At 67.6% G+C, this 12453-nt stretch carries 9 protein-coding genes; 3 read left to right on the top strand and 6 right to left on the bottom strand.

Features of this window, described 5'->3' with window-relative positions:
• Nucleotides 1-32: 32 nt before the first annotated feature.
• On the bottom strand, nt 33-704 hold the full coding sequence (locus tag FMP39_RS04175; protein WP_141588705.1) for a TetR/AcrR family transcriptional regulator: 672 nt from the start codon (nt 702-704) through the stop codon (nt 33-35).
• Between the two features lie 99 nt (nt 705-803).
• Here FMP39_RS04175 and FMP39_RS04170 point away from each other — a divergent pair, with 99 nt between their 5' ends.
• Nucleotides 804-2177, top strand: a complete 1374-nt coding sequence (locus FMP39_RS04170) for a carotenoid oxygenase family protein (RefSeq protein ID WP_141588704.1) — start codon at nt 804-806, stop codon at nt 2175-2177.
• A 204-nt stretch (nt 2178-2381) separates the two neighbouring features.
• Here FMP39_RS04170 and FMP39_RS04165 read toward each other — a convergent pair whose 3' ends face one another.
• The 5 genes from FMP39_RS04165 to FMP39_RS04145 form a co-directional block, all read right to left on the bottom strand.
• Complete coding sequence (locus FMP39_RS04165) at nt 2382-3143, bottom strand: hypothetical protein (RefSeq protein ID WP_228557648.1); 762 nt, start codon at nt 3141-3143, stop codon at nt 2382-2384.
• Nucleotides 3144-3428: 285 nt separating this feature from the next.
• Entirely contained in the window at nt 3429-4970 is a 1542-nt protein-coding gene (locus tag FMP39_RS04160; RefSeq protein ID WP_141588702.1) for a gliding motility protein, read from the bottom strand.
• A gap of 114 nt (nt 4971-5084) precedes the next feature.
• Complete coding sequence (locus tag FMP39_RS04155; protein ID WP_228557647.1) at nt 5085-6050, bottom strand: NAD-dependent epimerase/dehydratase family protein; 966 nt, start codon at nt 6048-6050, stop codon at nt 5085-5087.
• A complete protein-coding gene (locus FMP39_RS04150; RefSeq protein WP_141588700.1) occupies nt 6047-8653 on the bottom strand; it encodes an SDR family oxidoreductase in 2607 nt (868 codons plus the stop codon). The genes FMP39_RS04155 and FMP39_RS04150 overlap by 4 nt, the downstream gene beginning before the upstream one ends.
• The gene (locus FMP39_RS04145) at nt 8653-10548 is read right to left on the bottom strand and encodes an FAD-binding oxidoreductase (RefSeq protein ID WP_141588699.1); all 1896 of its coding nucleotides are present in this window, start codon (nt 10546-10548) and stop codon (nt 8653-8655) included. Before FMP39_RS04145 ends, FMP39_RS04150 begins: the two co-directional genes overlap by 1 nt.
• A 172-nt stretch (nt 10549-10720) precedes the next feature.
• Here FMP39_RS04145 and FMP39_RS04140 point away from each other — a divergent pair, with 172 nt between their 5' ends.
• Together FMP39_RS04140 and FMP39_RS04135 are read left to right on the top strand one after the other, a co-directional pair.
• Entirely contained in the window at nt 10721-11215 is a 495-nt protein-coding gene (locus FMP39_RS04140) for a TetR/AcrR family transcriptional regulator (protein WP_228557646.1), read from the top strand.
• A 200-nt stretch (nt 11216-11415) separates the two neighbouring features.
• The gene (locus tag FMP39_RS04135; RefSeq protein WP_141588698.1) at nt 11416-12438 is read left to right on the top strand and encodes a deoxyhypusine synthase family protein; all 1023 of its coding nucleotides are present in this window, start codon (nt 11416-11418) and stop codon (nt 12436-12438) included.
• Nucleotides 12439-12453 lie beyond the last annotated feature (15 nt).

Below are 12453 nucleotides of genomic sequence, written 5' to 3'. Positions count from 1 at the left end.
AATCTTGTGCGTGGTGAATCGCTGTTCGTACGTCATGAGGATGTTCCTGAACGGAGCGTCCGCGAAGTCTTGCCCTTGCGTGTCGTGGCCGGGACGTCCTCACCGGTGATGGCGCGGGCCAGCCGCTCCGCGTCGGATGTGGCGATTCCGAGTGAGTCGAACACGCCGCTGACGAACATGTTCGCCAACCCCTGCGCGAGCGCGCGACCTCGTAGTTGCTCCATCAATGGATGTGAGGTGGGGAGCGCGCTCCCGGACCGGACGAGTTTCGACAGCTCCGGCCAGAACGTGTCCATCGAGCCCTTGAGCGGCTCGGGGACTTCCTCGTCCGGATGCGGGCCCGCGTAGTCGATGTACGCCGGGTCCGTCGCGATGCGGTACAGGGCCGGGTTCTCCGCGGCCCACCGGACATAGGCGACCCCTGAGCGCCGGAAGGCCTCGTGCGGGTCCGTTGTCCCTTCCGTCGCGGTGATGAGGGCCGCGTTGAGTCGTCGGTTTCCCTCCATCGCGAGCGCACGCAGCAGGGCCAGCCGGTCCGCGAAGTGCTTGTAGGGCGCGGCGGAGGACACCCCCACGCGGCGTCCGACCTCCGCCACGGTGAGCGCGTCGACGCCTTTCTCGCGGATGAGCTCGATGCTGGCTTCCAGCAGGGCGTGCTTGAGGTCCCCGTGGTGGTACGGGCGTGCTCGCGTCTTCGTGGCCATGCGTGGAGCCAGGGTAGATGGACGGGCCCTTGTTGCAAAGTAAGTAAGAGACACTTACTTTGTGCCTCGACGCAGATTTCATCGCTCCAGGAGCAGCGGATGCGCAGCGCGAATGCCGTGAGCCCATTGTTGCGGTCCCTCTCCCGTCCCCATGGCTTCGAGCCGCTGCGGGTCGAAGGCCGGCTCCCCGAGTCCCTCCGGGGGACCTTGTTCCGCGCCGGACCGGGCCTCTTCGAGCGATTTGGCACGCGAATCGCGCATGCGTTCGAGGCGGATGGCGCCGTGACGGCGGTGCGCTTCGACGGCGGTGGCGCGCAGGGCGCGAGCCGCATCGTCGAGAGCGCCGGCTACCGTGCGGAGGAACGCGCGGGGCGGTTTCTCTACACGTCATCCGCGTCGTGGCTCGACCGGATGCGGTCGGCGAGAAAGGACGTGGCGAAGACCACGGGCAACACCTCGACGTTCCTGTGGAAGGACCGGCTCTTCGCGCTGATGGAGAACGGCCTGCTCCAGGAGATGGACCCCGCGACGTTGGAGACGCTCGACGCCACGGGACTGGGCGTGGTGACGGGGGCCTTCTCCGCACACCCTCATCGTGTCGCTTCGCTGCGGACGACGTTCAACTTCGGGGTTCGGTATGGCCGGAAGATGAACATCGACCTGTACGCGCTGCCGGACGACGGGGAGCCGTCGAAGCTCGGCACCGTGGAGGCACCCTGGCAGAGCATGGTGCATGACTTCATGGCGACGGAGCGGCACCTCATCCTGTTCGTGGGGCCCGTGCAGTTGAATCTCCTGCGCGCCATGGTCGGCCTGGGAGATGTCACCCAGCTCTTTCGGTGGAGGCCTGAGCTGGGGGCGCGGCTCATCGTCGTCCCGCTCGATGCCATCCATTCACCCCGGACGTTCGAGCTCGCCCCCTTCTGGCTCTGGCATTTCTCGAACGCCTTCGAGGACGCGGACGGTCCATGTGTCGACTTCTGCCGCTACCCCGAGTTCTCGCTCGGGGAGATTGGAGAAATGGAATCGACCGGGCCCCTCCCGTTGCTGACGCGAGTGAAGCTCGACCTGAAGTCCGGCACGGCGCGTGAGACGAAGCTCTTCGACGTTCCCTGCGACTTTCCTCAGGTGCATCCGCGACTGCATGGCGCGCGGCACGGTACGGTGTTCGCGCAAACCGAGCGGAACGTCGCAGGCCGGAATATCCTGGGGGTGACGCGCATCGACCTCGACCGGGGCAGGGGCTCCGAGTGGGGACTCCCGGCCGGACATGTGCCGAGTGAGCCCGTGCTCGTGCCGCGCGAGGCGTCGCAGGACGCCACCTTCGTGCTCGACCTCGTGTTCGACTCGACGACCGACCACTCCTACGTCGCGGTGCTCGATGGCGAGCATCTCGAAGACGGCCCGCTGGCGACCGTCCACTTCGACCAGGCCATTCCCGTGACGTTTCACGGCTGTTTCGCCGCGATGTGATGCCCTAAAGCGCAGGGCGGCGCCGCCGCCTGGTGGCGCGACGTCAGAACCCTGCTTCAGCCCGTGGGAAGGCTGTGTCCGGCCGCGCTCTGGACGAAGCGCTCATGGATGGCCTCCCGCTGGACAGCTTCGCGCGAGAGGCCCATCCATGGCCATCAATGAGCAACGGCGACTGCCTGCCGCGTCAATCCGCGGCGTGGCGGACTACTCGGAGTACTCGTAGCTGTCGACGAGCTGCCAGCTGCGGTTGTAGACGTAGCGCCGGGTGAACCAGCCGCTGTGGCAGCTGCCCGTGTTGCTGGCCGTGTAGCCATAGACGAAGCCGTTGTGGATGCGGGCCTCGAGGGTCGGGTAGCCGGGGTTCTCACAGGGCTGGGTGACCCGGACGGCCTGGTAGGCGGCCTCGGCGTAGACCTGCTCCTGGCCCTCGAAGTCGTAGCGGGAGTGGACGCGCTCCGCGGTGAACGTGGCGAGCTGGCTGGCCTGCTGGGCGTAGGTCTGCGTGAGGAAGGACTGCAGGTGGGCCAGGGTGGTGGCCTCGGAGGTGAGCGTGCCGGTGAGACGGTGCACGGCGCCATCCGTGTCGGAGAGCGCCGCGCGGATGGAGGCGATGCCGGCCGGGCCCTGGTAGACGGTGGTGTCGCCCCAGGTGAAGCTGAGGGCGCCGCCAGCGCTGTAGGCATTGAGCGCGCAAGCGCCGTTGGCACCGGCCGTCTCGACGACGATGATCTTGCGGAGGCGGTGCTCGGGGTTCACGAGCGCGATGCACTCGTCGCCAGCGACACCGTCGTAGTTGGCGGCCGGGAGCACCGCCTCGACGACGTTGTGGACGCGGAACAAGGGGTCCGTGGCCTGCTGCTCGATGGACTGAACCGCATCCGTATCAGTGTCCGTCTCGGGACCGAGACAGCCAGCGGTGAGGGAAGAAGCGACGAGGAGGGACGCGAAGCTGAGGGAAGTGCGCATGGCGGCGGAAGATAGCACGCCAGATTTGCCCGTTTTAAACGGTAATAAGTGTTCCGATACGGAATGGACAGATGTCCTGTTGGAGCACGCGAGCGGACGCTACATGCCTCTGGGCATGTGAAAAAATTCAATGACTGCGTCCGGTTGTCCCTGGGGATTGATACAAATTTGTGACGCAAAACAACCGGATGGCTCGATGAGGGCATTCGTGGCCCCCATCAATCGGATGGCCAACGTCGTCGCCGATGCATGCAGGGCTTCGTGAATTCACCGAGGTGAATCACCCTAGAAGTCTCGAATCGAGTCCATCACCGACACCAGGGCCTCTCGATTGAGCGGCTCGGCGGGAGTCCCTTCCGTGGACCGGAGCTTTTCATCCACCGCGTCGAAGATGCCCATCAGCGCGAGATAAATCTGCTCACGCTCCTCGGTGAAGATGAAGGTGTTGCGGGCATCCAGCTTGTTGAAGCCATCGGTGTAGGCCGTGACGATGGGGGTGAGCGCGGACACGAGGGCGGCGGGGGCGCGGTCCCCTTCGGAGACGGCCTTGAGCGCGGCCGACCGTGCCTGGCGGTACAGCGCCGCGGCCTTCTTCGCCTGGGCTGGACTGATGTTGTCGGCCCCGTCCCAGACGCGAAAGGGGTTGTCCAGGTTCTCCGCCAGCCAGTCGGCCTTGCGCGGCTGTCGCACCGACAGGTCCAGGCCCTCGCGCGCAGCGGCCTTGTAGGCTTTCTTCACCTGGGCGGCGACGTCCGCGGGAATGCTCGTCAGCCAGAGCATTCCCAGGTGGGGGAGCTGCTCCGGGCCGGGGAACTCGTCGGGTGACATCCCGAACATGTCGCTCAATGTCAGCATGGCCAGGGCCGGGAGCTTCGCCAGCTCCGCGGTGTTTCTCAGGTAGCCCGGGGCTCCCCAGATGCGCAGCTCCGTCAGGTTCGGAAAGCGCCGCACGATGCGCGACGCATCCACGTCGCGCGCGGCCCGCAGATGAAGGCTGTCCAGTGTGTCCAGACCGGACCAGGGCATGTCCGGAGCGCCCAGGGACAAGGTCAGCCAGCGCCCATCCGCCTCGCCGTGAATCTTCAGCGCCGGGTCAGGCTGGCCGACCAGGGACAGGTCCTCGAGGCCGCCGTTCAGATAGAGCTCGTGGACGCCCGTCACGTCGAGCGTGAGCCGGGACAGTTGGGCTCCCCGCAGGTCGACTCGGCGCTCACCGTGCTTGAGCACCGCTGATTCATAGACAAAGGGGCGGCGCCGGATGAAGTCGAACAGGCCAGGGATGGGGGCGTCCGCATTGACAGACGTCAGAATCGGCAGCACCTCGAACACCGTCAAGTCAGGCGCGGCGGCGAGGCGAGCCGTATCCAGCCGCTGCATCGAGCGGCGTACCTCCATGTCGCCGACCGTGAACAGCACCTGCTCGTCGGGTGCTGCGACCATCTGCTTGAAGGCGTCGCGCTGCGCCTGGGGGATGGCCTCCCAGCGGCGCTGACTGTAGAGGGCGCTGCCGGAGGGCCAACCGCTGTAGCTGTTGACGTCCTCGACGACGAGGGGCGGCCGGTGGCCCACCCGGGTGAAGCCGCGAGGAACCTCGGCGGACGCCCAGACGTGGATGCAGTGGTCCTTCCAGAAGAAGAAGTTGAAGTGGGCGGGAGCCATGGCCGCAACCGCGGCGGCGTCGGGCAGGGAGGGGCCTACCCAATCCAACGCCAGCACACAGGCCAGCTCGTTCTTCCCCTCGACCTTCAGGGCGGTCACCTGGACCGCCGTGTAGGCGTCAAGCCGAGGGGTGTGGACGACGAAGATGTCTCCTGGCGTGGGCTTCATGGTGACTGGGTCCGTAAGAGGGTTGGTTTGGACCCAGTCTAGGCCATGTGCCGCATCGCTCCCTCGTTGTTTGAGGGGGGGAGGGGCGGCGACGGAGCGCTGCCCCTCCAGACTTCAGCCCGCCAGGGGCGTCTGTCGCGCCTGCGCCTCGCGCAGCCACGCCACCGTGTCGCTCAGGGTCTGCCGGTGGCTCCGCGGCCGGTAGTCGAGCTCCTCGTGGCTCCACAGCGTCTTGAACCCCCAGTGGCACGTCGACATCTCGAGCACCACGGGGTCCGGCAGCTTCTTGAGCGGCACGTGGGAGCCGAGCTTCGCGAGCCCGTCGACGACGAGCGTCGGCACGCCAGGACGGTTCACCCGGATGCCGGCGACCTCGCCCACGCGCTCGAAGAAGGTGCGCAGGGGCAGGGCGGTGCCGGGCAGGTGGTACGTGTCCCGCCAGTCGGCCTTCTTCGCCAGCACCGCGAGCGCATGCGCCACGTCCCGCACGTCGGTGAAGGCGATGCCACCCGTGGGGATGAAGGGGAGGCGCCCGTTCAGCACGCGGGCCACGTTGGTCGTCGAGCGGCCCAGGGTGTCCCCGGGGCCGAGGAGCACCGGAGGCCGCACCACCGTCATCTCCACGCCGAGCTGCTTCGCCAGCTTCCGCGACTGTTGCTCGGCGAGAATCTTCGACAGGTAGTAGGGCCACCGGCCCACGAGCGCCTCGGCGTAGAGGGAGTGCTCGTCCGCCTCGATGGTCGGATGGGAGAAGCAGCCCACCGTGCCTGACGTCGACACCAGCACCAGCCGGGCGTCGAGCGCCTTCGCGGCGCGCACCATGGCCAGCGAGCTGTCGATGTTGAAGCGCACCATCTCGTCGGCGTGCTGCCGGCTGTGGTGGATCATTCCCGCGGAGTGAATCAGCACCTTCACGCCCTGGGCCTGGGACAGCCACGCGTCAGGGTCGAGCGGCGTGCCCGACACCTGAGCCACCGGGCCCGGCAGCGGCGAGCGAACCAGTGCCACGGCGTCGTCGCCCAGCGTCTCCAGCAGATTGCGTCCGAGGAACCCGCTGGCTCCCGTCACGAGTGTCTTCACGGCTGCACCCCGCGCCAGGCGCATGCCTCATGGAACTGGGACAGCTCCGCCGCGTTCGGCCCCCACTCGAAGTTGTCACCCGCGGGCTTCACGATGTCGCGCGAGACCAGCGCCTGCACCACGCCATCGAGGTGCGGCCGGTGTGTCACCGCCACGGCCTTCAGCTCGTCGGGCGCGCGCACCTTCGTCGCTTCCTGATAGTCGCGCACGACAGGCTCGAAGAGCGCCTTCACCACGGCGTCGACGCGCGCGTCGCTCAGCTCGGCCAGCGGCGTGGCGCACCAACGGTAGCGCGACAGGTGGTCCTCCAGCGCGGGGTTGCCGGGCTGCCGGGCCAGCACGTCACCGGCGAACCAGTGCTGCCACTGGTTCCGGAGCGAGTGTGCCAGCGCGGGAGACAGGGGGCTGGGGACGGGCAGGTCGCTGTCGAGCACGCGGCCTCCGCGGCGCTCGATGGCCTCGCGCAGCCACGCTTCATCCACGCCCGGAATCGGGTTCTCGGCGAGGAACGTGCGCAGATGGAAGCTGCTCACCGTGGTGTGGCGTTGCAGCTCCGCCATGAGCGCATGGCTCAGCGCGCGGACGTCGGTGTCCGGGTTGAGCGCCAGCGGCGCACCACACGACAGATGCACACGGCCCAACTGCACCTGGCCACGCGTCAGCTTCGTGAGCCACGACAGCACGCCGGTGAGCGTCATCTTCGGGCGCGGCTTGCCGGACAGTTCCTCCGACAGGGACGCCTCCTCCGGAAGCCGGTCGTAGGAGATGGCGACGGGCAACACGACGAACTGGCGCTTCGTATTCTGCAGCGCGCGCAACATCCCGCGCTTGGGCGGCAGCATCAGCCGCGCGCGGCTGCGCTGGCCCTCGACGAAGAACATGAGCGAAGCGTTCTTCTCGGTGAGCCGGCGCAGCTCCTCGCCCAGCTCCGGCACCTCGCGGCCCACGCCACGCTTGATGAAGAAGGCCTGCGAGTCCTTGAGAATCGGGCCCACCACCGGGATGCGGCCGAACTCCTCCGCGGCGGCGATGTGTGGCATCGAGATGCCCAGCTCCGGGTGCTGGAAGCACAGGTAGCTGGTCAGCAGGAAGTCGAAGTAGCTGCGGTGGGTGGGCGCCAGCACCACCAGCGTTCCGGGGGGCACCTGCGCCATCGCGCGCTCGAACGACGGCCGGTCGAACGTCACGTCGCTGGTGCAGTGGCGGAACGTCTTGCGCAGCGCATAGCCAAACACCTTGTGCGTGGTGTTGCCCACGCCGCGCTCCTGGACCCACGCCCGGTCGCCGCGCGCGTCGTCGTGCTTCGGCCCGGCGAAGGACACCTGGCTCTCATCGCGCGACAGCAGGTGGCGGTACATGCCCTCATTCACCACGCGCACGTACTCGAAGGGATCGAAGCCGGGGACCTCCAGCGGCGCGCTGCGCACGAAGTCGAAGGTGTGGTGCGTGAAGTACGCGAAGCCCTCGTTGAGGTACTGCACCTTCTCGTCGGCGCGCACCAGCCGGCGGTGGGCCTTGGCCTGGCCGAAGAGCGCGAGCGCCGCCTTCTGCAATTGCACCGGCAGCTCCCGGCGCATCAAGTCGACCGCGTCGAAGCCGTGGTCCTTGCGGCCGACGAACATGTCGGGCGCCTTCACCACGCCGGGGCGGTGCTTGAACCACTCGATGGTCGACGCCGCGGCCATGTCGATGCGCAGCGCGCGCTGCACACCCATGGTGGCGTGAACGATGGGAACGGCCTGGCCGGGCTTCGGCATGGGGCCGAACACCGAACGCACGACTTCGCTGGCGACCACGTCCACCGGCACCACGTCCAGGCGCACCGACGGGTCGGCGTTGAAGGCGCGCACCACGCCCAGGCCGCTGTACAGCAGGCAGCCCGCGAGCGCCGCCGGGCTGTCGAGCCAGGCCGGGAAGGGCGTGCGGTGGGCCGCCGAGACGATGCTGGGGCGCACGATGACGACGGGCACGTGGCCGCGGCGCTCACAGATGAGGTGCTCGGCGACGCTCTTGGTGAGCGTGTACGTGTTGGGGTGGCCGGTGAGCTCCAGCCACTCGCGGCCGTCGCCCTGCGCCACCTGGAAGGCCTCGTAGAGCTCCGCGGCGGGCTTCGGCAGGTGCGCCAGCTTCTCTTCGATGGGGCCGGGCCGCCACACGCTGACGTAGGCCGTCGACACGTCGACCATGCCCACCACCTTGGGGCACGTGCGCGCGAGCTCCAGCACCGACAGCGCGCTCCGGATGTTGGCCGAGGTCGCCTGCGCCAGCGGCAGGTCGAACTCCACGCTGGCGGCGCAGTGCACGACGTGCGTGACGTGCTGGCGCACGGCATCGGCGTCGGCGGGAGACAGGCCGCAAGCGGGCTGCTCGAGGTCGCCGCTCACCACCGCGACGCGCTCCGTCCAGCCGGGCGGGAGGCGCGAGAAGCACTCGGCCTGCGCCACCTTCGCGAAGCGCTCCTCCGCCGAATGCACGCGGCCCTGGCGGTCCTTCGACTCGCGCACCAGCACCGTGACGCGCTCGACGCCCTGCGCGAGCAGCGCCTCCAGCACCACCTTGCCAACGAAACCCGTGACGCCGGTGAGAAATACGTGGCGGGACATCAGTGCGCCTCCTCATCCGGGGTCAGGGCCACCGGGCCGTTGATTCCGCAGTTCGACGCGCCGAAGACGTTGTCGGGGTCGATGGCGGCCTTGACCTTGCGGTTGAGGGCCAACGCGGCCTCCGAGTACACCTCGGGCAGGAAGTCGCGGCGAATCTTCCCGACGCCGTGGTGATGCGACAGCGAGCCGCCAGCGGCCAGGATCTCCTCACGCGCCGCATGCTCGAGCGCCGCGTAGGCGCCCACCGGGTCGCTGACGCCGCGCGCGTAGAAGCCCAGGTAGAAATAGATGACCACGCCCGTCTGGTAGACTTGCGTGAAGCGGCCGGTGAAGAAGACCTTGCCCGGAAGGCCCAGCGCGGCGTGCTCCTTCTCGACGCGGCGCTGCACGCGCTCGTAGAGGTCCATGGCACGGCTCCACGGCACGCTCGTCTCGAAGCTCTCGGCGATGGCCCAGTGCTCGAAGGTGAGGTCCCGGATGTACGCGATGCCGAAGGTCAGCTGGTAGCCGCGCTCACCGTTGGCGCCACCGCCCTTCATGCCGCCGTGCTCCGAGGCGATGCGGTACACCGTCTTCTCCTGGAAGGCGACCTCCTCGCGCGAGCCCTCGAAGACGAGGGTGGCCACGGCGAGCTTGTACGGGTCGAAGCCCTTGAGCTTCGTCACCACGGCCTTCTCGACCTCGCTCTTCACCTTCGCGGCCAGCCCGTGCTTGGCTGGCTTGAGCGCCTGGCCGAAGTGGAACTGGGTGTTGTCCATCACCCGCACGCTGGCCGGCACCGCTCCTGACTGCTGGAGCGCGTAGAGGAACGAGAGGCCCGTTTCGAGGTCGGGGAAGATGACCGAGCCGTAGCGCTGCACTTCGGGAAGGGGGAACAGCTTCACCACCGCCGTGGTGACGATGCCGAAGTTGCCCTCGCTGCCGAACATGTACTGGCGCGGGTTGACGCCCACGCTCTCTCGGGGCGCCTGGCGCGGGCGCTCCACGATGCCCTGGGGCGTGACGACCTGCATGTCGAGCACCAGGTCCTCGATGTTGCCGTAGCGGTTCTTCTTCATGCCGCTGGCGTTCGTGGCAATCCACCCGCCAAGCGTGGAGAACTCGAGGCTGTCCGGCTCATGGCCCATGGTGAAGCCGAACTTCGCGAGCTCCTCCATCAGGTGGCGGCCCGTGGCGCCCGCCTCGATGCAGGCCATGCGGTTGACGGGGTCCACCCACAGAATCCGGTTCATCTGCCGCATGTCGACGGCGACGACCAGGCGCTCCTCGGAGAGCGGGATGCGCAGCGCCTCCGTCACATTGGTGCCGCCGCCGAAGGGGATGACACAGGCGCCGTGCTGGGTGGCGACCTCCACCAGCCGCACCACCTCATCGTGGCCGCGCGGGAAGACGACGAGGTCGGGCACCCGGTCCAGCTTTCCGTAGCGGATGGCCCAGATTTCACCGCCGGTGTGGCCGTGGCCCCGGCGCAGGCGCTGCTTGGGGTCGTCGGTGAGCTGCTCTTCCTTCAGGAACTCGCGCAGCGCCGCTACAAGCTTGTCGTTCTTCTTCGCCGCGGGAATCTCGGGCGGGTAGTGCGGCTCGTTGCGATTGTCGTACCCCAGCGGCGAGGCCAGCTTGCCGGCGAACCACGGCATCAAGTCTGGCAGCGCGACATTGCTGATGTTGTAGCGGGTGCCCGTGAGGACGGTGCTCCCGTCGGGCTTCACCACGAAACGCGTGTCGGCGAAGCCCCAGCCTTCGAGTGATTCTTCGTCCTTCGACGCGGCAGGCGTCGGCGGCGTGAAGCGCGTGTCTCCGGAGGAAGGCGTGGGTGACGTGCTGCCGAAGCGCTCGCTCACCTCATTCAGCGCCACATTCCCAAGACGGCGCAGCAAACCTGATTGTTTAGCCATGGTCACTCGCAGTCGTACACAGGGCCCTCTTCCCCGTCAACGCGCGCGGGTTACGCAGGTGCGCACTGCGTTACGCGATTTCGGAACCGTCAGTCTCGTAAGTGGGTTGTTTCCGAGACCCGAAGTCTCGTAAAGGCGAGTCATGCGGACGGGACGACCCAGGGACGAAAGAGTGCGCCTGGCCATTCTCACGGCGGCGCAGGAGCTGGTGCTGGAGAAGGGCTATGCGGCGGTGACGACCGCTGACGTGGCGGAGCGCGCGGGGGCTGGGAAACAGACCATCTATCGTTGGTGGCCGGGCAAGGGGGCGCTGGTGCTCGACGCGTTCTCCGAGTGGGTGAGTCAGGCGCCCCGCATGAGCCGGCGCAAGCCTTCCCTGTCCTCGACGCTGGTGGAGTTCTGCCGGGGTGCCGCGGAGGCGGCGCCCGTGCTGCGAGCGCTGATGGCGGAGGCGCAATTCGACGAGGACCTCCACCGGCGGCTCATCGCCCAACTGGTGCGCCCGCGGGGTGACGAGCTCCGGGCGTGCCTCGCCGACCGCCGGCCCGCCGACCGGGAGCTCGTGGTCAACGTGCTCTCCGGCCTGGTGTGGCAGCGCCTCATGCTCAATGAGCCACTGGACGCACGCTTCGTGCGCTTCGCGCTGCGGGTGGTTCAGCGCATCTGAGGTGGGCGGCTCGGTTGGGGGCCAACCGGGGAGCCGTGGAACGCGGTGGCGGGTCGCGGTCCTCCTGTGCTAGCTAGCCCGGAGCCACTTGACGCTCCGATGGCGGCCGCGACATCTCGTTGCGACCGTAGGGTGTCCTCGAGTGGCTCTGTCAGGCGTGTGCCTCTCGAGCATTCACCACGTTGTTGCTGGAGGCTCACATGTCTTCGTCCGAACTTCCCGTTCTCAAGTTCATCCTCACGAACTACAAGAACTTCAACGCGCGCGCGACGCGCGATGCGCTCCTGTCCTACTGGGAGCATGTGTCGAACGGTGGCCGGATGTTCTGGAGCGTCGCGGGCGCGATGTCGTCGGCGCAGCTCGGCATCACGCTCGCGCCGGCCATCCGGGCGGGGCTGATTCACGGTCTGTCGGTGACGGGCGCCAACATCGAGGAGTCGCTCTTCCGGCTCGTCGCGCATACGGGGTACAAGGACTTCCCCGAGTACCGCTACTTCACCAAGCAGGACGACACGCGAATCCTCGAGCAGCGGATGCGCCGGGTCACCGATACGAGCATCCCCGAGGACGAGGCGTTCCGCGCGGTGGAGAAGATTGCCGTTCCGATGTGGAAGGGCGCGACCGAGAAGGGCGAGCGCCGCTTCTGGCACGAGTACTTCTACGCGTTCATCCAGGCGCTCGACCCCTCCGCGTATGAGGGTGACCCGGAGGCCTGCTGGCTGCTCGAGGCGGCGCGGCTCCGTCTGCCCATCGTCGTCCCTGGCTATGAGGACTCGACGTTCGGCAACATCTTCGCGTCCTACGTGAAGGCGGGCGACTTCAACGCGAGCATCGTCAAGTCTGGCATTGAGTACATGGCCGACTTCTACGACCGCTACGAGGAGATGTCCGAGGGCCGGGGTGTCGGCTTCTTCCAGATTGGCGGCGGTATCGCCGGTGACTTCCCCATCTGCGTCGTTCCTTCGATCAAGTACGACCTGCAGAAGCCGGTGAAGCCCTGGGCCTACTTCTGCCAGATCAGCGACTCGACGACGTCCTACGGTTCGTACTCGGGCGCGACGCCCAACGAGAAGATCACCTGGGACAAGCTGACCGAGACGACGCCGATGTTTGTCATCGAGTCGGATGCCACCATTGTCGCGCCGCTGATTCTCAGCGCCCTGCTCGAGTGCAAGAGCAACCCGGAAGCGGCGAACGCGCTCATCGCGAAGCACCAAGCCTAGCCGTCGCAGCAGGCG

The sequence above is a fragment of the Myxococcus sp. AB056 genome (genome assembly GCF_006547365.1).
Lineage (GTDB): Bacteria > Myxococcota > Myxococcia > Myxococcales > Myxococcaceae > Myxococcus > Myxococcus virescens.
The sequence above is the reverse complement of the archived record's forward strand: the minus strand, read 5'-3'. Positions and strand labels throughout refer to the sequence as shown.

What these genes read in the sequence shown, in the direction of transcription:
- FMP39_RS04170 (WP_141588704.1), top strand. Translation starts at nt 804, where the DNA reads ATGCGCAGCGCGAATGCCGTGAGCCCATTGTTGCGGTCCCTCTCCCGT.
- FMP39_RS04175 (WP_141588705.1), bottom strand. Translation starts at nt 704, where the DNA reads ATGGCCACGAAGACGCGAGCACGCCCGTACCACCACGGGGACCTCAAG.
- FMP39_RS04160 (WP_141588702.1), bottom strand. Translation starts at nt 4,970, where the DNA reads ATGAAGCCCACGCCAGGAGACATCTTCGTCGTCCACACCCCTCGGCTT.
- FMP39_RS04165 (WP_228557648.1), bottom strand. Translation starts at nt 3,143, where the DNA reads ATGCGCACTTCCCTCAGCTTCGCGTCCCTCCTCGTCGCTTCTTCCCTC.
- FMP39_RS04145 (WP_141588699.1), bottom strand. Translation starts at nt 10,548, where the DNA reads ATGGCTAAACAATCAGGTTTGCTGCGCCGTCTTGGGAATGTGGCGCTG.
- FMP39_RS04135 (WP_141588698.1), top strand. Translation starts at nt 11,416, where the DNA reads ATGTCTTCGTCCGAACTTCCCGTTCTCAAGTTCATCCTCACGAACTAC.
- FMP39_RS04150 (WP_141588700.1), bottom strand. Translation starts at nt 8,653, where the DNA reads ATGTCCCGCCACGTATTTCTCACCGGCGTCACGGGTTTCGTTGGCAAG.